At 71.0% G+C, this 20116-nt stretch carries 23 protein-coding genes; 14 read left to right on the top strand and 9 right to left on the bottom strand.

Annotated elements, in window-relative coordinates:
• Positions 1 to 153: 153 nt before the first annotated feature.
• Genes VF139_15370 through VF139_15360 form a run of 3 tightly spaced genes read right to left on the bottom strand, consistent with a single transcriptional unit; the run spans position 154 to position 2121 of the window.
• Positions 154 to 1482, bottom strand: a complete 1329-nt coding sequence (locus VF139_15370) for a D-alanyl-D-alanine carboxypeptidase (protein ID HEX6852776.1) — start codon at positions 1480 to 1482, stop codon at positions 154 to 156.
• A gap of 11 nt (positions 1483 to 1493) precedes the next feature.
• A complete protein-coding gene (locus VF139_15365) occupies positions 1494 to 1784 on the bottom strand; it encodes a hypothetical protein (protein ID HEX6852775.1) in 291 nt (96 codons plus the stop codon).
• Positions 1785 to 1827: 43 nt separating this feature from the next.
• Positions 1828 to 2121, bottom strand: a complete 294-nt coding sequence (locus tag VF139_15360; protein ID HEX6852774.1) for a Smr/MutS family protein — start codon at positions 2119 to 2121, stop codon at positions 1828 to 1830.
• A gap of 23 nt (positions 2122 to 2144) precedes the next feature.
• Between VF139_15360 and VF139_15355 the strand changes: the two genes are divergently transcribed.
• Together VF139_15355 and VF139_15350 are read left to right on the top strand one after the other, a co-directional pair.
• Positions 2145 to 3521 carry an MATE family efflux transporter gene (locus VF139_15355; protein ID HEX6852773.1) on the top strand — a complete coding sequence of 459 codons (1377 nt, stop codon included), beginning with the start codon at positions 2145 to 2147 and terminating at the stop codon, positions 3519 to 3521.
• Between the two features lie 43 nt (positions 3522 to 3564).
• Positions 3565 to 4701 carry a peptidyl-prolyl cis-trans isomerase gene (locus VF139_15350; GenBank protein ID HEX6852772.1) on the top strand — a complete coding sequence of 379 codons (1137 nt, stop codon included), beginning with the start codon at positions 3565 to 3567 and terminating at the stop codon, positions 4699 to 4701.
• A 3-nt stretch (positions 4702 to 4704) separates the two neighbouring features.
• Here VF139_15350 and VF139_15345 read toward each other — a convergent pair whose 3' ends face one another.
• Positions 4705 to 5637 (bottom strand): hypothetical protein, encoded by a 933-nt coding sequence (locus VF139_15345; GenBank protein HEX6852771.1) that lies wholly within the window; start codon positions 5635 to 5637, stop codon positions 4705 to 4707.
• Positions 5638 to 5700: 63 nt separating this feature from the next.
• On the opposite strand from VF139_15345, the gene VF139_15340 reads away from it, so the two are divergent.
• Both VF139_15340 and VF139_15335 read left to right on the top strand, forming a co-directional pair.
• On the top strand, positions 5701 to 6591 hold the full coding sequence (locus VF139_15340; protein ID HEX6852770.1) for a DnaJ C-terminal domain-containing protein: 891 nt from the start codon (positions 5701 to 5703) through the stop codon (positions 6589 to 6591).
• Between the two features lie 20 nt (positions 6592 to 6611).
• Positions 6612 to 7037: a DUF2231 domain-containing protein gene (locus tag VF139_15335; GenBank protein HEX6852769.1), complete on the top strand. Its 426-nt coding sequence runs from the start codon at positions 6612 to 6614 to the stop codon at positions 7035 to 7037.
• On the opposite strand, the gene VF139_15330 is transcribed toward VF139_15335, so the two are convergent.
• Positions 7024 to 7929, bottom strand: coding sequence for a proline dehydrogenase family protein (locus VF139_15330; protein HEX6852768.1), 906 nt, complete (start codon positions 7927 to 7929; stop codon positions 7024 to 7026). The two genes, VF139_15335 and VF139_15330, sit on opposite strands and share 14 nt — an antisense overlap.
• 7 nt (positions 7930 to 7936) lie before the next feature.
• Positions 7937 to 8158, bottom strand: a complete 222-nt coding sequence (locus tag VF139_15325; protein ID HEX6852767.1) for a SelT/SelW/SelH family (seleno)protein — start codon at positions 8156 to 8158, stop codon at positions 7937 to 7939.
• Positions 8159 to 8245: 87 nt separating this feature from the next.
• Between VF139_15325 and VF139_15320 the strand changes: the two genes are divergently transcribed.
• Genes VF139_15320 through VF139_15310 form a run of 3 tightly spaced genes read left to right on the top strand, consistent with a single transcriptional unit; the run spans position 8246 to position 11612 of the window.
• Positions 8246 to 9652, top strand: a complete 1407-nt coding sequence (locus VF139_15320) for an MBL fold metallo-hydrolase (protein ID HEX6852766.1) — start codon at positions 8246 to 8248, stop codon at positions 9650 to 9652.
• The gene (locus VF139_15315) at positions 9649 to 9921 is read left to right on the top strand and encodes a YciI family protein (protein ID HEX6852765.1); all 273 of its coding nucleotides are present in this window, start codon (positions 9649 to 9651) and stop codon (positions 9919 to 9921) included. Before VF139_15320 ends, VF139_15315 begins: the two co-directional genes overlap by 4 nt.
• Positions 9918 to 11612, top strand: coding sequence for a carbon starvation CstA family protein (locus VF139_15310; GenBank protein HEX6852764.1), 1695 nt, complete (start codon positions 9918 to 9920; stop codon positions 11610 to 11612). The genes VF139_15315 and VF139_15310 overlap by 4 nt, the downstream gene beginning before the upstream one ends.
• Here the strand turns inward: VF139_15310 and ispG are convergent.
• Positions 11557 to 13527, bottom strand: a complete 1971-nt coding sequence (gene ispG / locus VF139_15305; protein HEX6852763.1) for a (E)-4-hydroxy-3-methylbut-2-enyl-diphosphate synthase — start codon at positions 13525 to 13527, stop codon at positions 11557 to 11559. The genes VF139_15310 and ispG overlap by 56 nt on opposite strands.
• A 121-nt stretch (positions 13528 to 13648) precedes the next feature.
• Between ispG and VF139_15300 the strand changes: the two genes are divergently transcribed.
• The 7 genes from VF139_15300 to infC all read left to right on the top strand — a co-directional run bounded on the left by VF139_15300 (position 13649) and on the right by infC (position 17817).
• Positions 13649 to 13957, top strand: a complete 309-nt coding sequence (locus tag VF139_15300; GenBank protein ID HEX6852762.1) for a hypothetical protein — start codon at positions 13649 to 13651, stop codon at positions 13955 to 13957.
• A gap of 62 nt (positions 13958 to 14019) precedes the next feature.
• A complete protein-coding gene (locus VF139_15295; protein ID HEX6852761.1) occupies positions 14020 to 14523 on the top strand; it encodes a universal stress protein in 504 nt (167 codons plus the stop codon).
• A 33-nt stretch (positions 14524 to 14556) separates the two neighbouring features.
• Positions 14557 to 14868, top strand: coding sequence for a cytochrome c (locus tag VF139_15290; GenBank protein ID HEX6852760.1), 312 nt, complete (start codon positions 14557 to 14559; stop codon positions 14866 to 14868).
• Positions 14869 to 14896: 28 nt separating this feature from the next.
• Complete coding sequence (locus VF139_15285) at positions 14897 to 16015, top strand: trypsin-like peptidase domain-containing protein (protein HEX6852759.1); 1119 nt, start codon at positions 14897 to 14899, stop codon at positions 16013 to 16015.
• 65 nt (positions 16016 to 16080) lie between these two features.
• Positions 16081 to 16734 (top strand): hypothetical protein, encoded by a 654-nt coding sequence (locus VF139_15280; GenBank protein HEX6852758.1) that lies wholly within the window; start codon positions 16081 to 16083, stop codon positions 16732 to 16734.
• An 18-nt stretch (positions 16735 to 16752) separates the two neighbouring features.
• On the top strand, positions 16753 to 17151 hold the full coding sequence (queF, locus tag VF139_15275; GenBank protein HEX6852757.1) for a preQ(1) synthase: 399 nt from the start codon (positions 16753 to 16755) through the stop codon (positions 17149 to 17151).
• A 93-nt stretch (positions 17152 to 17244) separates the two neighbouring features.
• Positions 17245 to 17817, top strand: a complete 573-nt coding sequence (gene infC, locus VF139_15270; GenBank protein HEX6852756.1) for a translation initiation factor IF-3 — start codon at positions 17245 to 17247, stop codon at positions 17815 to 17817.
• Between the two features lie 16 nt (positions 17818 to 17833).
• On the opposite strand, the gene VF139_15265 is transcribed toward infC, so the two are convergent.
• Together VF139_15265 and VF139_15260 are read right to left on the bottom strand one after the other, a co-directional pair.
• Positions 17834 to 19279 carry a NapC/NirT family cytochrome c gene (locus VF139_15265; GenBank protein ID HEX6852755.1) on the bottom strand — a complete coding sequence of 482 codons (1446 nt, stop codon included), beginning with the start codon at positions 19277 to 19279 and terminating at the stop codon, positions 17834 to 17836.
• On the bottom strand, positions 19276 to 20106 hold the full coding sequence (locus tag VF139_15260; GenBank protein HEX6852754.1) for a hypothetical protein: 831 nt from the start codon (positions 20104 to 20106) through the stop codon (positions 19276 to 19278). The genes VF139_15265 and VF139_15260 overlap by 4 nt, the downstream gene beginning before the upstream one ends.
• Positions 20107 to 20116: the final 10 nt, after the last annotated feature.

Genomic DNA, 20116 nt, shown 5'->3' with positions numbered 1-20116 from the left:
ACCGGGGACTGGGCCAGCGCGGCTCCGCACGAGAGCGCCGCGAGAGCGAAGACCACCGCGTACTTCCAGATCCGCATCTTCAGAGACTCCTTTCCCCTCAACCTCGGGCCGCATTGTTGCATCCGGAGTGGGGATGTCAATCGGATCGACGGCTCAGTGCTGCGACGCCGCTCCGGCACCGGCCGTCGACTGCGCTTGCGGCCCCTCGACGATCGCCGCGCCGTCGGCGGGGCCCGCGAGGGGGCCGGCGCAGGTCCGCGGACGCGCGCCGCCGTGGCGCGCGAGCAGGTCGAGCAGCCACTGCTCCTCGACGCGCCGGGCGAGCCGCAGCTTCCCTGCGGCACGCGGCGCCGCGACGGCGAACACGAATTCCCCCTCGCCGGTGTTGAGGAACCCCGCGAGCACGGCGATCCCGCCGTCGGTCGCCGTCAACGTCCCGGTCTTTCCCACGAGCGCGGTCGCGTTGCTGCCGGTGGACAGTCGCGGGAAGAAGCGGGTCACGGTACCGGGGTCGCAGCCGGCGACCGGGAGGATCTCCTCGACCCCGAGGCCGTGGTTCCCCGCCGTCGAGCGCAGCTCGCGCATGAGCCCGACCATCTGGCGGGGGGTGAGCCGGTTCTCGCCCAGACCCGAGGTGGTCGAGAGCTGGACGCCGGCACCCGCTTCCGCCAGGCGCCCGCTCAGCTCGGCGCCGAGCTCGTCCGCGGCGCCGATCTCGCCGCCGACCCGTTCGATGTCGTTGTTCGAGAAACAGTTGAAGCGCCGGAGCGTGTCGACGAGCGGCTTGGACCGGTGGATCGCCACGGTCGTCCCCGCGTACTCGGACCCGTCGGCCTCGAACTTCACGCCGCCGCGCACGAGCACCCCCGGCGGCCGGGAGACCTGGCGTCCTTCCGCGGCGGCGAAGGCCCGCCACGCGGCGTGTTGCGCCCGCGTCCACCGCGCCGGGTCCAGGGCGCGGCGGAGACGTTCACCCATCATCCACGCGCGCCGCTCGGCGGTGAGGGCCGGCCCCTCGGAGCCTCCCTCCCAACCGATCCAGAATCGTTGGTCGACGACGAGCCGCCCCGACACCTTCCGGATGCCGCGGGCGTTGAGCGCCTCGGCCACGAGGAAGACGTTCTCGGACTGGAAGTCGGGATCGCCGCCGCCGCGCACGACGAGATCGCCGACGAGCGTGCGCGTCTTGGCGTCCACGGTCCCGCGCGCATGCACGGTGGTCTCGAAGCGGTGATCCGGACCGAGGCGCTCGAGGGCCCACAAGGTCGTCGCGGCCTTGACGACCGACGCGGGATTGACCGACTCGTCGCCGCGATTCGTCGAGATCACCTGGCCGTCCATGGTCTCGACGTGCCAGACGAGCGACGGCGGGGTCACCGGCCGGCGGGGTTTCGCGCGCTTCTTCTTGGCGGGGGCCGCCGAGGCGTCGGTCGCGACGAGTGCCGCGAGGAGGAAGACGACGAGGATCGAGGAGCGCCGCACGCGGGAAATGGTCATTCGTTGTCGAGCGGGTTGCGCCAGGGGGTGGAATCTTCCGCGGCCTTGCGTTTGGCCTCGTCGAACTTCTTCGAGAGCACGTCGTCGAGGTTCCTGGTCCGCTCGAAGGCCTTGGAGAAGGCGTCCTCGCGGCGCTGGCCGCCGGAGCGCACGGCCTGCATCGCCTGCTCGAAGGTGGCTTCGGGGTCGGCCTTGGGGCGCTCCTCGGACAGGATCTCGCCGCTGGCGCGATCGACCGCGAGCCGGGTCGAACAGCACGGGCAGGTGATGCGCAGGGGATCGCTCATGGTCGCTTCTCCGCGGCCATTGTGGGTTCCCGGCCGCTCCGGGTCAACGTTCCCGGCGCAGGATCACGATCGTCGCCCCCCATCCGCCGCGCAGGGCGTCGTCGTCGCGGTACCCCGCCACGCCCGGATGACGGTCCAGAAGGCGCCGCACGGCGGCCCGTTGCACCCCGATCCCCTTTCCGTGGATGAGGCGCACCTCGGAGAAACCCCGCTCGATCGCCGCCTCGAGGTACGACTCCACCACCCCGGTCACGTCGCGCGGCGCGAACGCGTGGAGGTCGAGGTGGTCCTCGATCGGGATCTCGACCTCGTCGGGGGGCGGCTCGTCGTCGGTCATGACCCGTCTTCTACCATGTCCGGATGAACCCCCGCGGCATCGAGCCCTGGACCGGCACGCGCGTCGAGCTCAAGCGGCTGTTCGGCCTCGCCTGGCCGGTCTCGGTCGCCTACATCGGGAGCGTGTCGCTCTCGACGGTCGACACCGTCATGGCGGGCCGGCTCGGCGCGGAGACGATGGCGGCGGTCGCGCTCGGGGCGCTGTGGCACGTCGCGGTGAGCATCGTCGCCTTCGGGGCGGCGCGGGCCCTGGATCCGGTCGTCGCCCAGGCGTTCGGCGCGGGGGACCGGCGCGGCGTGGGGCTCGGCCTGAGCCGTGGCGTCGCGATGGGGATGCTGCTCGCGGTCCCCATCGCCACGATGCTCGCGTTCGCCGGGCCGGGGTTGAGGCTGCTCGGCCAGCCCGACGCCCTGATCCCCGATGCCGCGGGGTACGCCCTCGCGAGAGTCGCCGGGGTCCCCGCCCTCATGGGGTTCGTGGTGGTCCGGCAGTTCCTGGCGGCCCTGGGGCGCATGCGCGAGGCGACGGTCGCCGTGCTCGCGGCGAACCTCGTCAACGTCTTCCTGAACTGGGTCCTCATGTACGGGAACCTGGGGGCGCCCCGACTCGGCGCCGTGGGGTGCGCGCTCGCGAGCGCGGCGGGGGAGTGGTTCATGCTCGCGGCCATCGTGCGCCTCGCGCGCCCGATCCTGCGCGACCACTGGCCCGGGGCGGCCGGGATGTTCGAGCTCCGGCCGCTCGGACGGCTGCTGGCGATCGGCGTTCCGCTCGGGCTCACCTTCGCCCTCGAGGTGTGGGCCTTCCACGCGGCGGGCCTGATGATGGGCGTGTTCGGCGCGCGCGCGATCGCGGCGCACGCGGTGGCGATGAACCTCGCGACCCTGTCGTTCATGTTGCCCAACGGGCTCGCCGCGGCGACCGCGACGCGGGTGGGGAACCTGGTCGGTGCGTCCTTGCCCTGGTCGCGCACCGCGTGGACCGCCGTCGCGGCGGGGGCCGCCATGATGACCCTGCCCGCCGGGTTGTTCGTGTTCCTCCCGGGCCTTCTGACCGGGCTCTACACCTCCGATCCCGAGGTCGTGGCGCTCGCCGCGGTGCTGCTCCCCCTGGCGGGGGCGTTCCAGCTGTTCGACGGGACGCAGGTGGTCTGCTTCGGCGCGCTGCGCGGCGCGGGGGACGTCCACCTCCCGGCGGTCGCCAACGTCGTGGGGTACTGGGCGCTCGGGCTTCCGATCGGCGCCTGGCTGGCGTTCCGTCACGGGTCGGGGCCGGCGGGGGTCTGGCAGGGGCTCGTGATCTCCCTCGCGGTCGTCGCGGCGATCCTCCTGCTCCGGCTCGCCGCCGTCGTCCGCCGCGGAGCGTCGCGGGTTCGGCTCGACGGGTCGGGGTCCTCCTCGTAAGATGGGCGCTTCGTCCGGATCGACTTCGATCCCTGGAGGTTCCATGCGCCGCTCGTTCGCCCGAACCGCGCCGGCGGTTCTCGTCGCGTTCGTCGTTTTCCTGGCCGCCTGCGGCGGCGCGAAGGAGCCGGCCCCGGCGGCCGAAGGTCGGGACGCGGCTCCGGGCGGGGCCCCCGAAGCCGAGCCGGTGCAACTGCCTCCCGACACCGTGATCGCGGAGGTGAACGGCCGGCCGATCAAGTCGCGCCGCCTGCTCCAGGAAATCGAGATGACCAAGATGCGCATGCGTGCGCAGGGACGCGCGGTGCAGCCCGATGCCGAGGTGGCGCTCCGCCAGGCGGCGCTCGAGGCGTTCATCGCCAACGAGCTCATCCGCCAGGACGCGGAGAAGACGGGGATCCAGGCCAGCGAGGAGGAGATCGCGCAGGAGCTCCAGGGCGCCCGGACGGGCTTTCCGGACGAGCAGGCGTTCCGGAAGTTCCTCGCCGAGGCCCAGCTCACCGACGCCGATCTCCGCAACGAGGCGACGCTGCGCGTGATCACGCGCAAGTACATGAAGTCCGTCGCCGGCAACGCCGCGGTCCCCGAGGCCGAGGTGAAGAAGTTCTACGACGCGAATCCCGAGATGTTCCGCGAGCCCGAGAAGGTCCGCGCGCAGATCGTGGTCGTCCTGTCCAAGCCGGACGACGCCGAGCCCCTCAAGGCCGACGCGCGCAAGCGGATCGAGGAGGCCCGCAAACGCGCCCTCGCCGGCGAGGACTTCGCCGCGATCGCCAAGGAGTACTCCCAGGTGCCCAACGCCGGCAACGGGGGCGACCTCGGCTGGTTCCACCGCGGCGAGACGGCGAACCCGGTCTTCCCGCGGATCGAGGATCTCGGCTTCTCGACGCCGGTCGGTCAGATCACGCCGATCTTCGACACCCCCACGGGCCTGAACTTCATGAAGATCACCGAGAAGCAGCCGGCCCGCGTGCTCCCCTTCGACGACGTCAAGGCCCGGCTCGCGCTCGACATGGGGCGCGCCAAGGACGCCGCCGCGGTCCAGCAGAAGGTGCAGCAGCTCAGTCAGGCCGCGCAGGTGAAGATCGTCGACGAGGCGTTCCTGAAGCCGGCGGTTCCCGCCGCGGCCCCGACGGGCGCCGCCCCGGGCGGGACGCAACCGCCTCCCGCGGCGAAGTAGGAGTCAGCGCCCGGGCCGCACCGTCTCGCCGGGGGTCTCCTCGGTCGCCGTCTTGAAGAAGCGATATCCCTCGTAGGTGCGGATCGATGCGCTCCAGGGAATCTGCGACTTCGAGCTGACCGCGCGGAAGGTGTCGTACCGAAGCTCCGTCGGGAAGCTCAGACGGTCCTGCCGCAGGCCGAACGCCACGCGGCAGCGATGGCCGAACGGCCGCGGCGCGGTGCGGAATCCGATGATGTTGAACGCCTGCGCCCAGCGGTCGAACATCCAGCGGATCCGCTCCGTCTGGCGGCTGGGCTCCGCGCGGATCTCGACGGGCGACCCCGTCGTGACGTCGACGAGGACGGTCCCTTCCCACTGCCGGATGTCGCGGCCGTCGGTGTAGGGGAGCGCGCCGCGGAAGCGGATCTCGCGCACCAGGTCGAAACCCTCGAAGCGCTCCCCCAGATCGCGGTAGGCGAAGAACGGCTGGTGGAACCGGCTGAAGAGGAACACCCAGCCGTATGCGGGGGGGAAGGGCTCTTCGTCCTTCACCTCGCCGCGCGCGAGCGAGCCGTCCGCCTTCAGCTTCTGCCGGAACTCGCGGAGGTCGAACGGTCCCTCCCCGCGGTCGAGGAGGTAGCCGTACCGGCGCAGCTCCTCGGAGGTCGCCTCGCCGTCGGTGTAGCGCGCCGCGCGGACCGACTCGTCGGTCGTGAACCGGACGGCGTATTCCCGGTAACGCTCGGCGCTCGCCGCGAGCTTGTCCGCGAGCTCCGCGTCGAGCCCCGGCCAGGTGTCGTCCGCGGACCCGCTGTCCTGCAGCGGCTCCCCCTTCGCGGGAGGCTTCGGGCGGATCGCCGGCGGCGGCGGCTTGAGGGGGCTCGGAGGGGGCTCCTGCTGCGCGGCGACCGCGGGGGCGAGGAGCAGGACGAGGATCGGGCGCAGGAGGGACACGCGGCCATTGTAGCGGGGGCCGCTTGACACGCCCGTCGATCCGTACGACATACCCCCCGGAACATGACGTCGAATCGCGACTACTACGAGGTGCTCGGAGTCGGCCGGTCCGCGACCGAGAAGGAGATCAAGGCCGCCTACCGGAAACTCGCGCGCAAGTTCCATCCCGACGTGAATCCCGGAGACTCGGGGGCCGAGGATCGTTTCAAGGAGGTCGCGGAGGCGTTCGCCGTGCTCGGCGATCCGGACAAGCGCGCCCGGTACGATCGCGGCGGTCGCGAGGCGTTCGGCACCGGCTTCGATCCCTTCGCCGGCATGAGCCGCGAGCAGGCCGAGGCGTTCGACTTCGGCGGCTTTTCGGATCTGTTCGAGTCGCTGTTCGGGAGCGCCGCCCGCGGCGCGCGTCCCCGAGGTCGTGCGCGAGGCGGCGACCTCGAGTTCGAGATGACGATCCCCTTCGTGCAGGCGATCACCGGTCACACGATCGAGGTGACGATTCCCCGCGGGGGCGCGCGCGGCGCCGGCGAACGGGTCAAGGTGCGGATCCCTCCCGGGATCGAGGACGGGGCCCGCGTCCGGGTGGCGGGCCGGGGCGAAGCGGGGCACGGCGGCGGCACCGCCGGGGATGCCTACCTCCGCGTGCACGTGGAGCCGCACCCGCTGTTCCGGCGGGACGGCCCGCACCTGCTGTGCGAGGTCCCCGTGGGCATCGTGAAGGCCACCCTCGGCGGCCGCGTGGACGTCCCGACGCTCGACGGCAGGGCGACGATCGAGATCCCGCCGGCGACGCGCAGCGGGCAGAAGCTGCGGCTGCGCGGACGCGGCGTTCCCGCGCACGGCTCCCGCAGGGCCGGGGACCTCCTCGTCGTGGTGCAGATCGTGCCGCCCAAGGACCTGGACGCGCGGTCGAAGGCGCTGCTCGAGGAACTGGCGACGCGGCATCCGGGGGCGTGAGAGGGTATTCTCCCGCGCCGATGCACCTCCTCCATCCGGCTCTCGTCCACTTCGCGATCGCCTTCCTCGTCGCCGGCGGCCTCGCGGAATCGATCGGGATCCTCGCGAGCCGCGAGCGTGCCGAACGGTTCGGCGCGATCCTCGTGGTCCTCGGCACGCTCGTCCTGGTCCCGACGGTCGCGAGCGGCTTCCTGGCGCTCAACGTCGTGACGCTGCACGCGGGGTCGGAAGAGGCCATGGGCGCCCACGAGCGGATGGGTATCGTGCTGCTCGGGACCTTCCTGGCGCTGGCGTTGTGGAAGGGCTGGCACCGGGGACGGATTCCCGAAGCCCAGCGGCCGATCTACGCGATCGCGCTCCTGGGCGGCGTCGCGATGGGGATCGGCACCGCGTGGCTGGGCGGCGCCGTCGTCTACGCGCACGGGGTGGGCGTCAGGCTCCCTTGAGGATCGCCCGCAGCGCGTGTTTGGCGATCTGCGGGTTCTCGCGCAGCCGCCGCACCGAATACGCGTACCAGCGCTCGCCGTAAGGGACGTACACGCGCAGACGGTGCCCGGCCCCGAGCAGGATCCGCCGCAGCTCCTCGTCCACCCCGAGCAGCATCTGGAACTCGTACCTCTCGCGGGTGAGGCCGAAGCGGCGCACCAGGCGCAGCGCTTCCCACACCAGCTGCTCGTCGTGGGTGGCGATCCCGACGTAGGCCCCGCGCTCGAGCATCCGCTCGAGGGCGAGCGTGAAGTTCCGCCGGATCAGCTCCGGGTCGGTCCACGCGATCGGGCGCGGCTCGAGGTAGATTCCCTTGCACAGCCTGAAGTTCGCGGGCTCGGCGGTGAGCGACTCGACGTCGTCCATCGTCCGCCGCAGGCGCGACTGGATCGCCACGCCGACCTTCCCCGGGAACTCGGAGCGCAACGTCCGGTAGATCTCGCAGGTGACGTCGGTCCACGGCGAGTCTTCCATGTCGATCCGGACGAACAACCCCGCCTCCCGGGCCACCGCCATCAGCCGGCGCATGTTCGCGAGGCATCGCGCCTTGTCGAGGGTGAGGCCGAGCGCGGTCAGCTTCACCGAGACGTTGACGTCCGCGAAGCGCTCGCCGGCGATGCGACGGACGAGGTCGATGTACTGGTCGGCGTTGGCATCCCCTTCGTCGAGGTTCTTGATGAACTCGCCGAGGATGTCGATCGTCGACATCGCCCCCTCGCCCTCGAGCTCCCGGGCGACGCGGAAGGCGTCCTGCATCCGCGGCCCCGCGATGTACCGCTTCGAGAACATGCCGACGATCGGCTTGGGGACGAACGGCAGACCGTGGACGACCGCGCGATCGAGCAGGCTCATGGAATCCCTAGCGGGCGCGGAAGATCTCGTCGACCTCGCCCTCGACGGGGAAACGACCCAGTTCCTTCTTCGAGAACACCTTGGCGCCGTCCACGGAGATCTCGAAAACCCCTCCCGAGGACGGGACCAGCTCGGCGTCGACGTCGAACTTCTTCTTCAGCTCGGCCGCCAGACCGGCGGCCTTGGGGAGATACCCTCAGGAGGTGCAGTATTCGATCTGAACGCGCATCGGCGGATCCTCCATGGAAAAGGCGGGCATCGTACCAAACGGCGGCGGGGCTTGACCAAGACGGCGCCCCGAAAGACGATGCGCCCCATGGCAACCCTCTCGTTCTTCGGCGCGACCGGCACCGTGACCGGTTCGAAGTACCTGCTCGAGCACCGGGGGTTCCGGATGCTCGTGGACTGCGGCCTGTTCCAGGGGCTCAAGGACCTGCGCCTCCGGAACTGGGCGGAGCCGCCGTTCGACGTCGGCACGCTCGATCTCGTCGTTCTCACGCACGCCCACCTCGACCACACGGGGTGGCTCCCGCGGCTGCTGAAGTTCGGGTACGCAGGGCGCGTCGTCTGCACCCCGGCGACCCGCGACCTGTGCGGGATCATCCTCCCCGACTCGGGGCACCTGCAGGAAGAGGACGCGCGGTACCTGAACTGGCGCGGCGCCTCGAAACACAAGCCGGCGCTGCCGCTGTACACCGAGGCCGACGCGAGGGACGCGCTCGAGCGGCTCGACCCGCATCCCTGGAGCCGGCCGCTCCAGGTGCACGACGCCGTCACGATCCGGTTCCTTCCCGCCGGACACATCGTCGGCGCCGCCTTCATCGAAGTCGTCCTCAAGAAGGCTGGGCGCGACGGCGGTGACCGGACGGTCGTCTTCTCGGGGGACCTCGGCCGCAACGGCCAGCCGATCCTCCCGGACCCCTCGCCCCTCCCCGCGTGCGACCACCTGCTGCTCGAAAGCACGTACGGCAATCGGGATCACCCCGAGGAGGACCCGAAGGACGTGCTCCTCCGCGTCGCGATGGAGACGATCCAGGCGGGGGGAACGCTCCTGATCCCGTCGTTCGCCGTCGGACGCACGCAGCACCTGTTGTGGCTTCTGCGCGAGCTCAGGCACGAGGGGAGGCTCCCGACCGACGTCCCGATCTACATGGACAGCCCGATGGCGATCGAGGCGACGCGCATCACGCTCGACCACCCCGAGGCGGTCGACGGCGAGATGCGCCGCGCCAACTCGCACGGCGCCGACCCGCTCGGCCTGGAAAACGGCGTGAAGTGCGCGAGCACCGTCGAGGACTCCAAGCGCCTGAACGACATCCGCTACCCCGCGATCATCATCTCGGCCTCGGGGATGGCGGAAGGCGGCCGCATCCTGCACCACCTGTTCTTCAAGCTCCCCGACCATCGCACGACGGTGCTGTTCGTCGGGTACCAGGGCGTGGGCACCCGCGGTCGGGCGCTGCAGGACGGCGTGAAGGAGCTCCGGATGCACGGCCGCACGGTTCCCGTCCGCGCCCGGGTCGCGACGATCGACGGCTTGTCCGCGCACGCCGACCGGGGGGAGATCCTCGGCTGGCTCGCCGGCGCCGAACGCTCTCCCGCGCGCGTGCACCTCGTGCACGGCGAGCCGGATGCGCGCGACGCCCTCGCGGACCTGCTGAAGGAGCGGCGGGGGATCGGGGCGAATCGCCCCGACTACGCCTCCAGGGTCGAGATCGAATGACGCTCTGGGCGCGCACGATCGTGGTGACGGCGCTGCCGGCGGACGCCGCGCCCGCGATCGAGCGGCACGTGGAGCACCTCCGCGCCCTGCGCCGGGAGGGGCGCCTTCGCGTCGCCGGGTCGTTCCGGAACGACGACGGCTTCCTGGACATCTTCGAAGCGAAAGACCTCCTCGAGGCGGAGGCGCTGGCGAGGTCGAGCCCCCTGGTCGAGGAAGGACTGTGCGCGTGGACGGTCCGGGAGTGGCGCGAGATCGAGGGCGGTCCGTGAGCCTGCCCCTGATCGCGGGGGCGTTCCTGGTCCTGCTCGCCCTCGGGTACCGCTTCTACGGGGCGTTCGTCGCGCGCCGCCTCGCCCTGGACGATTCGCGCCCGACGCCCGCGCACACGCGACGCGACGGCACCGATTTCGAGCCGACGAAGCCCTTCTACCTCTTCGGGCAGCACTTCTCCGCGATCGCGGCGGCCGGACCGATCGCCGGCCCGATCCTCGCGTGCGACGCCTTCGGGTGGCTTCCGTGCCTGCTGTGGATCGGGTTCGGCGTGGTCTTCGTGGGCGCGGTCCACGACTTCGCGAGCCTGGCCGGCTCGGTGCGCCACGACGCCTCGTCGGTGGCGCAGATCGCCTCCCGATGGCTCGGGCCAAGCGCGGGGCGCGCGATGATGGCGTTCATCTGGATCGCCCTGGTCTACGTCATCGTCGCGTTCACCGACATGACGGCCGCGGCGTTCGTCTCGGGGACCGACGAGCTCGAGGCGGCGGGACGCACCTTCAACCCGGGGGGGGCGGTCGCCGCCGCGAGCGTGATGTACCTCGGCGTGGCGGTGGCGATGGGGCTCGTCGGGCGGTGGCTCGCGCCGCCGCTCTGGATCTCGACGGTCGTGTTCGTCCCGCTCGCCTTCGGCGCGGCGTGGGCGGGGACGTGGGTGTCCCACCTGCTGGTCCTCGACCACGCCGGCTGGACCCTGCTGATCGTCGGCTACTGCGTCGTCGCCTCGCTCACGCCGGTGCGCTACCTGCTGCAGCCGCGCGGGTACCTCGGCGGGTTCATCCTGTACGCGGCGATCGGGGCGGGCGTCCTCGGGATCTTCTTCGGCGGTCACGCGGTCGTGCAGCCCGCGTTCAAGACCTGGGACACGGGCGGGTTCGCGGGGGCGTTGTTCCCGTTCCTCTTCGTCACGATCGCCTGCGGGGCGTGTTCGGGGTTCCACGGGCTCGTCTGCTCGGGGACGACCTCGAAGCAGATCGACCGGGAGTCGCACTGCCGTCCCGTGGGGTTCGGGGCGATGCTCGCGGAGGCGTTCGTCGCGCTGATCGCGCTCGCGACGGTGATGATCGCGACGAGCGACGCGGTGCGGGGCGTGGCGCCCGGGAAGATCTACGGGGAGGGAATCGGGCGGTTCCTCACGCTCGTGGTCGGCGAGGAGAACCTCGCCGTCGCGACGACGTTCGGCGCGATGGCCTTCTCGACGTTCGTCTTCGACACCCTCGACGTCGCGATGCGGCTCGGTCGTTACCTCGTGCAGGAGCTGACGGGGCTTCGGGGAAGGGCGGGAGCCCTCGCGGCGACGCTCGTGACGGCGCTCCCCCCCGCGCTCGTCCTGACGGCCGCCGGCTCCGGGGGATGGCGCTCGTTCTGGACGCTGTTCGGCGCCTCGAACCAGCTCCTCGCGGCGCTGACGCTCGTCGCCCTGACGGTGTGGTTCCGCCGCACCGGCCGCAGCGGCTGGTTCACCGCCATCCCCAGCGCGTTCGTCCTCGTGATCACCGTGTGGGCGCTCGGCGCGATCGTGTGGGCCCAGGGGCGCCGCTCGTCGGGGTTCGACGCCGCGGCGTTCAACGCGGCGGCGGCGGCGGCGCTCCTCGCCCTTGCGGGCTACGTGGCGCTCGCGGCGGTCCGTGCGCTCAGGGCGAAGCCTTCGCCGTCGACGGAGGCTCCACCCATTTCCCGTGGCGCTTGATGAGCGCGACGAGCCGATCGGCCGCCTCGCCGGTGGGGATGTCCTTCTCGACCATCTCCTTCCCGACGAACAGGGCGATCTTCTCGTCCCCCCAGCCGACGTAGCCGAAGTCGGCGTCGGCCATCTCCCCCGGGCCGTTCACCACGCATCCCATCACGGCGATCTTGAGCCCCTTCAGGTGCGCGGTGCGCGCCTTGATCGTCGCGGTGGTCGACTCGAGGTCGAACAACGTCCGCCCGCAGGACGGGCACGAGATGAACTCGGTCCTCGTGATCCGGACGCGCGCTCCCTGCAGGATGTTGAAGCCGAGCCTCCGCGAGGAGGCGGCGTCGCCGGCGTCGACGTGGACGGCGTCCCCGATCCCCTCGCACAGCAGCCCGCCGAGGTGCGCGGCGGGCCCGAGCGAAAGGTCGGCCCCGCGAAGCGCGGGTCGGTCGATCAGCACGTGGGGCGCCCGCAGGTCCTCGGCGAGCAGGCGGGCGGCGAGGGCGCGGTTGGCGAACAGCGGCCCGGTTTCGAGGGTCGGGTCCATCGCGACGGCCACGTTCCCGCCGCCCCGCGCGACCCCGATCGCGAGGTCGATCGCGGGCTCGACGCCTCCGCCGGCTTCCACGAGCACGGTCGTGCGCCGCGCGAGCGCGCGAAGCGATTCGATCGCGGCGGCGGCGAGCGGCGCCGCAGCGCGGACGTGGATCCGGTGCGCCGCGCGGGCGAGGGAGTCGAGCGCAGGGTCGTCGGCGCCGGCGACGAGGGCCGCGGGGACGCGGGCCGAGAGCCGGAGCCGCGGGGCGACGAGCGCGAGGGAGGCTCGCAGCCGCTCGACTCCCGCCACGTCGTTCCAGGTCGACGCGTCGATCGACACCACGTCGGCGCGGGTGTCCTCGGGAACGCGCACCCCCGCCTCGCCGTCGATCTCGCGGCGCAGGGCGTCGACGTCCGAGATCGGCGACCGGAGCGGGACCTCCACCGCCACGGTCCCCTTCCGGGGGGGAGGGGAGACGATCTCGGGGATCGGCTCCGTCGCGGGGCGGGGTCTCGCCCGGTTGTAGGGGGCGACGAGCGCGAACGCCACCGGGACCTCCGCGACGGGGTCCTCGGTGAGCGAGACGCGCACGGTGTCCCCGAGCCCTTCCTCGAGGAGCGCTCCCATGCCGATCGCGGACTTGATGCGGCCGTCCTCGCCGTCCCCGGCCTCGGTGACGCCGAGGTGCAGCGGGTAGTCGCGACCCTGCGCGTCCATGCGTCGCGCGAGCAGGCGATAGGCCTCGAGCACGACCTTCGGATTCGACGCCTTCATCGAGAGGACGAGGTCGCGGTAGCCGTACGCCTCGCAGATCGCGACGAACTCGAGCGCCGATTCGACCATCCCTTCGGGGGTGTCCCCGAACCGGTTCAGGATCCTGTCGGACAGCGACCCGTGGTTGGTGCCGATCCGCATCGCCACTCCCAGCTCGACGCAGCGGCGCACGAGCGGGGAGAAGACCTTCGCGATGCGCTCGAGCTCGGCGGCATACTCCGACTCCGTGTACTCGCGGACCGCGAAACGCTTCTTGTCCGCGAAGTTCCCCGGGTTCACCCGGATCTTCTCGACGTGCTCGACCGCCTTCATCGCGGCCGCGGGCGTGAAGTGGATGTCGGCGACGAGCGGAACGCGGATCGAGCGCCGTTTCAGCTCGGCGCGGATGTTCGGCAGGTTGTCGGCGTCGTTGGAGGTCGGGACGGTGACGCGGACGATTTCGCACCCGGCTTCGACGAGACGCACGATCTGCGCGACCGTCGCCGCGGTATCGGTCGTCGCGGGGGTCGTCATGGACTGCACGCGGATCGGGTGGTCCCCCCCGAGAGGGACGTCGCCGACGTTCACGACGCGCGTGGGGCGGCGGCGGTAGGCCGCGAGGCCCGGTTCGAAGCTCATGGTGCGAGGCCCTCCACCGCTGCCGAAAGCGCCGACATTCTAGGCGCCGAGGCATCTTCGTGCCTCCCCCGCCGCATTTGGGGATGGTCGCGCCGGGCGCCTGACCGGATACTCCGGACCCATGAGTCGACGCGACCGCTTCGCGGCCTTGTTGATCGGAGTCCCCGGGGCCCTGTTCTGCCTCGGGGCGCTCGGGGTATTCGTCGGACGGGTGTTCAACAACGAGTTGGCGACGTTCCCGCGAATCCCGTCCAACGAGTACTACCTCGCCGTGGGGGAGGCCTACAGCGGCGGATTCGTGACCGGTTTCTTCCTCTGCTTCTCGCTGGTCCTCGTCGCGGTGGCGAGCGGGGCCTGGTTCGAGGCCCGCCGCTCACGGAGGGCCGTCCCCGCGCCGGGACGCCCCGTCCCCGAGGGGGGACGGGATTGACGTTGCTCAAGGCCGTCCGGGGGATGCGGCGCTAGCCTGCTCGGCGAAGGCGAGGGCGTCGCATGTTGCCCTTCCGAACGATTCTCGTCGCCACCGACTTCAGCTCCGAGTCCGTGCAGGCGTTCGCGACGGCGCGCGCGATCGCGGTGGGGACCGCCTCCCGGGTCGTTCTCATGCACGTCCTCCCGGACGAGCCGCCGACTCCCTGGGAGATCCCGCCGTACGTGGATTTCGGGCTGTCGGTCGTGCCGGCGGCCGAGTATCTGGGGAAGCTGCGCGCGGAGGTCTCCCGAAGGCTGGAAACGCTCGCGGCGGAGCACTTCGCGGGCACCGCCGGGTGCGAGGTCCGGGTGGGCGTGGGGGACCCCGCCCGCGAGCTCGTGCGCGCATCGGAGGGAATCGGTGCCGACCTGATCGTCCTGGCGACGCACGGTTGGGCCGGGTGGCGGAAGCTCGTCTTCGGCTCCGTGGCGGAACGGGTGTTACGGGAAGCGGCATGCCCCGTGCTAGTGGTTAAATGCGCGGCGCGGGGCGTGGAGTCGCCCACGCCGCCGCCCCCGGCGTGATCCTCCGCCGGGGTACCGAAAGGAGCCCCGGTCATGCGCCGCTGTCTCGCGCTTTCCATCGGGTCCGCGTTCCTCTTCTTGTTCGCCGTCCCCGCGTTCGCGGAGCCCGACGGCAAGGCGCTCTACGAGTCCAAGTGCGCGATGTGCCACGGCAAGGACGGCGTCGCCAAGCCGATGGCGAAAGGTTCGGCCAACTTCAACGATCCGGCGTTTCAGAAGGCGAACGACGCCGCCGCGATCGCGAAGGTCGCCAGCGAGGGCAAGAACAAGATGCCGGCCTACAAGGACAAGTTGTCCGCGGCCGACATCCAGGCCATCGCGGCGCACGTCAAGACCCTGAAGTAGTCTCCAGGTTTCCGACGGAGGTTCGACGATGAAGCTTCGCATGGCGGCGCTCGCCGTCCTCACGTTCGTATTGGGCTTCGCCTGCGGGCAGGGAACGCCGGTGGGTAACGCCAGCCCTCCCCCCGCGGAACCCGGGGCGGCGGCGGGCGGCGCGTCGGGCGAGGCCGCCTCCGGCCTGAGCGCCGAGGAGCGCCGGGACATCGACGTGTTCCGGCGCTCCTCCCCTTCGGTCGTGTTCATCACCTCGTCGGTGCTTCAGCGCGATCTTTTCTCCATGAACGTCCAGGAGATCCCGCAGGGGAGCGGCAGCGGCTTCGTGTGGGACAAGGACGGTCACGTCGTCACGAACTTCCACGTCGTCGAGAACGCGCAGAGGCTCACCGTGCGACTGGCGGACGGGAGCGACTGGGAAGCCCGATACGTCGGGTCCACTCCCGACAAGGACTGCGCCGTCCTCAAGATCGATGCCCCTGCCGACCGGCTGCAGCCGGTCTCGCTGGGACGCTCGTCGTCGCTTCTGGTCGGCCAGAAGGTCTTCGCGGTGGGGAACCCCTTCGGGTTCGACCACTCGCTCACCGTAGGCGTCGTCAGCGCCCTGGGGCGCGAGCTGACCTCTCCCAACAACAGGACGATCCGCGACGTGATCCAGACCGACGCCGCGATCAACCCCGGCAACTCCGGCGGGCCGCTGCTCGACTCGAGCGCGCGGGTCGTCGGCGTGAACACGGCGATCTACACCCCGTCGGGGGCGTCGGCCGGCATCGGTTTCGCCGTCCCGATCGACGTCATCGCGCGGATCGTGCCGCAGTTGATCAAGACGGGGAAGATCGAGCGGCCGATCATCGGGTTCAGCCCCGTTCCCGACCGCGTGGCCCGCTACCGCGGCGTTCCCGAAGGGATCGCGATCTACGAGGTCTCGGAAGGCTCCCCGGCGGATCGTGCGGGACTCGTCGGGATCGAGCGGCTGGACCGTCGTCGCTTCCGCTGGGGGGACATCATCCTCGCGGTCGACGGCAAGAAGGTCGACACCCTCGACGACCTGCTGTGGGCCTTCGAGGAGGCCGGGATCGGGAAGACGGTCACGTTGACCGTGCGCCGGGGGGACGAAACCCGAAAGGTCGCGGTCCGGCTGGAGGCGGCCCGCTGATCCGGGGGGTTGCGCCGGCCGGCTCCTCCGCCTAGATTCGCGCCGGTCCGGGGGGCTCCGATCGGATGGATGCCGCGAGCGAGAAGGTGTCGGCCGTCGTCGCGGGAGCGAGCGCACCGCGCCTTTCCGCCAAGTTGACGCAGCTCGGACTCCCGTCGTTCGCCTGTTCGGCGGAGCGGGCGCCCGAGGAGGTGGCGCGACTGCGCCCCGGCGTCCTCGTCATCGAGCGGGGCGGAGCGCGCGAGGCGGGACTCGCCGCCTGTCGGGCCGTTCGCGCGAACCCGCTCCTCGGGGCGGTCGCCGTCGTCGTCGTCGACGCGCGGGAGAACCTGCAGGATCTGCTGGCGGCGCTCGACGCGGGGGCCGACGACGTCGTGTCCCCGCTTTCCACCCCCGCGGAGATCGCCGCGCGCGCGGTCTCCGCCTCGCGCATCCGCGCGGTGCGCAACGCCCGGGAGGGGGGGCGGCACCGTGAGGCGCTCGCCTCCCTCGCGTCGGCGGTGGGGGAGGAGATCAACAGCCCGCTCACCGCGCTGTTCGGGCACCTCGAGCTGGCGCGGCAGTGGATCGAGCGCGGCGAGACCGAGAGGGCCCTGCATCACCTTCGCGAGTCGGGAGAAGCCGGCAAGCGCCTCGGCCGGGCCGCCGCGCGGCTCGCCGAGGCGGCCGAGGCCGCCGCCCGCCGGGAGCCGGCGGCATCCGGGCCCGTTTCGGGCTGACGCTATAGTGCCCCCTCGATGCCCAGCCGACCGAACCGGAAGCTCGAGACCTTTCCCAACCCCGAACCGGGGCGGGACTACACGATCGAGTTCACCGTTCCGGAGTTCACGTGCCTGTGCCCGAAGACCGGCCAGCCGGACTTCGCCACGTTCCGGATCCGCTACGTCCCCGACCGCCGCTGCGTCGAGCTCAAATCGCTGAAGCTCTACTTCTGGTCGTTCCGCAACGAGGGGCACTTCCACGAGGCGGTCACGAACCGGATCCTCGACGACCTGGTACGGGCGACGAGCCCCCGCCGGATGGAGATCGAAGGGGACTTCTACGTCCGCGGCGGCATCCACACGGTCGTGCGGGCGACCCATGAACCGCCGGACCGGGGCGGGAACGCCAACGTTTCCGGGCGGAAACGCCGTTAGGCTCCCGGTCTGATCCCCGGGGGGCGGGTGTTATACTCCCCGGGCTTGGCGGCCTGACGTCCCGGGTGGGACGCGCCGCGATGGAGGTGTCGCATCGACGATAAGGTCCGGGTCAATCACCAGATCCGTCTGAGTCCCATCCGACTGATCGGCGCCGACGGTACCCAGTACGGCGTCCTCTCCATCGAAGAAGCCCGCCGCATCGCGGAAGAGCAGGGCCTCGATCTCGTCGAGGTCGCCGCGGAGGCCCGCCCGATCGTCGTCAAGCTGATGGACTGGGGCAAGCACAAGTTCGAGATCGCCAAGAAGGCCAAGGAAGCCCGCAAGAAAGAGACGCGGATCGAGGTCAAGCAGATCAAGCTGCGGCCCAACATCGACGATCACGATCTCGAGACCAAGGCCGGGCACGCACGCCGCTTCCTCCTCGACGGCGACAAGGTGCGCGTGACGATCATGTTCCGCGGACGCGACCTGCGACGGCCGGAGAACGGCCGCAAGGTGCTCGACCGGGTGATCGCGATGCTTCAGGACGTGTCGTCGATCGAGGCGGCGCCCGGCGAGATCGTCAACCGGGACATGAGCATGACGCTCGCCCCGCGCAAGGGAGCGCATCCCCGCCCCGCGGAGCGGCCGACGCCGCCGCCGGCGCAGCCTCCGACGGCCTGATCGACCTCTCGGGCCCTCAGGGCTCGAGTTGTTTCAGGATCTCGGGGTCCTTCTCTCCCATCGCAAGCAGCGCGTGGCACGTCGAGCAGTCCTGCTCGATCGTGCGCCCGTCCGCCGTCGAGAGCTCCCCCGAGTGGCAGCGGAAGCAGCCGGGCGAGTCCTCGTGCCCGATGTGGTTCGGGTACGTTCCCCAGGTGATCTTCATGTTGGGGAAGATGTTCGAGCACCAGATGTCGCCCAGCGCCGTCGCGGCCGCGTCGATCCGCGCGCCCCACTCCGGCACGCGGTCCGGGTAGTTCTGCCGGTAGAAGCCTCGTACCGCTTCGAGGATCCCCGCGCGGGCCGCTTCGTGCGAGTCGTAGGTCCCCTGCAGCGCCTTCAGCCCCTCGCGGCGGATCCACGGGAGCCCTCGGTCGATGCGCCCGTCCTGCAGCGCCAGGTCGATCTCGGGGATCGGCATGCGGTAGATGTGCGTCGGCCGGTTGTGGCAGTCGACGCAGTCCATCGTCCGCCACTCCGCGGCGGCCTTTCCGGCCTCGGAGTCGGCGTCCTTGCCGCGGTACAGCCGGAGGTTGCCGTCGTGGTCGCGCAGCTCGACCTCGTAGATCGTCTCGCGCGACGGGTCGGAGCGGTAGCGGATCTCGACTCCGGGATCGACGTGCCAATGGATGCCGTGGGAGGACGAACCGAGCTTGCCGCCGACCCTCAGCATCAGGACGGTCTTGACCTCGTCGTTGGTCTCGGTCTCCTCGTAGTGGGTGCGCACGCGCAGCCGGTCGCCCACGAATTTCGTCGGCCAGTGGCACTGCTCGCAGGTCTCGCGCGCCGGGCGCAGGTTGTGGACCGGCGTCGGGATGGGCCGGGGGTAGAGGTCGAGCGCGACCGAAACGAGCTGCCAGGAGCCGGAGAGCTTGGACTTCACGAACCAGCCGGCGCCGGGCCCGATGTGGCACTCGACGCACTTCACCCGCGAGTGCGGCGAGCGGCTGTAGGCGGTGAACTCGGGGTCCATCACGGTGTGGCAGGTCGTCCCGCAGAACTCGGTCGAGTCCATCACCTCGATCCCCTCGTACGTCGCCGCGGCCAGGAGCACGACGTTGACGAGGGTGGCCGCCAGGAAGATCAGCGCGAGATTCCGGGTTCGCCCGTGGTTGAGGTCGAGCACCGGCAGGCGCGCCTGCGTCGTGTCCCCGACGCGGGCGCGGCGCCGTTTCTCCCGCGCGACCCCGAGGGGGATCAGCGCGAGCCCGGCGGCGAAGATGCCGGGGAGGACGAGGAACGTGATGATCCCGAGGTAGGCGCCGCCGCGGAATCCCAGCGACTGGATGATCCAGAGGCTCAGGAAGAGCACCGCGGCCGCGGTCGTCAGCGCGCTCCCGAGCAGGCTGACCGTGTTGCCGGTGACCGACGTCAGGAAGGCGCGGAACGCGGAGTGCCGCTCGACCGGTCCGGGGGTCGTCATGCGGCCATCGCCCAGAGGATCAGCACGAGCATGCCCAGGCCCAGCACGATCGCGACCGTGCCGAACGCCCTTCCCCAGGGGAGGATCCACGACGGAGGCGGGGGCGCGACCACCCATCCCTTGCCTCCGGCCTTCTGGAACCGCTCGTATTCACCCGGGCGATCGTGCTGCAGCTCCTCGAGCTCCTCGCGCCCGGTGAACATCACCAGGTTCATCGGGAAGCGTGAGGGGCGGAGGTTCTCGTTGAAGAAGTGGATCGTGAAGATGAAGCCCGTCGCGAGCAGGGCCTCCTCCCCGTGGATCACGAGTCCGATGTTGAACACCCAGCCCGGCAGGAACAACGAGAAGAACTCGGGGAACCAGAGCATCAATCCGGAGCCCCCGATGATGAACATGCCCCAGAAGACCGCCCAGTAGTCGAACTTCTCCCAGTAGGTGAAGTGGTCGAACTTCGGCCGCGGACCGAGCCGCACGAAGTAGGCCATGTGCTGGAACATCTGCACGGCGTCGCGGGGCTGGGGGACGAGCGAGTCCGGTCCCCACAACATGCTGTAGCGCTTCTCGACGAAGATCCGCTTCAGCAGGCGCGCGACGTGCCACGCGAAGACCGCGATCATCAGGCCGGCGCACAGGCGGTGGACGAACCCCGCGGTCTCGAAGCCGCCGAGCCAGCGCGCCAGCCGCGCCGACCACGGCGAGTGGCTGAACAGCAGCGGCAGGCCCGTCAGCGACAGGCCGAGGAAGCTGATGACGATGCCGATGTGGGCGAGCCGGTCCTTCGCGTCGAAGCGCAGGATCTGGGTCGAGGGAGAGTGGGGCGCGCTCATCGTCTCGTCT

It is taken from the genome of Candidatus Polarisedimenticolaceae bacterium (genome assembly GCA_036376135.1).
Classification (GTDB): domain Bacteria; phylum Acidobacteriota; class Polarisedimenticolia; order Polarisedimenticolales; family DASRJG01; genus DASVAW01.
Note: the sequence above shows the minus strand (reverse complement) of the source record. Positions and strands in the feature narration are given on the sequence as shown.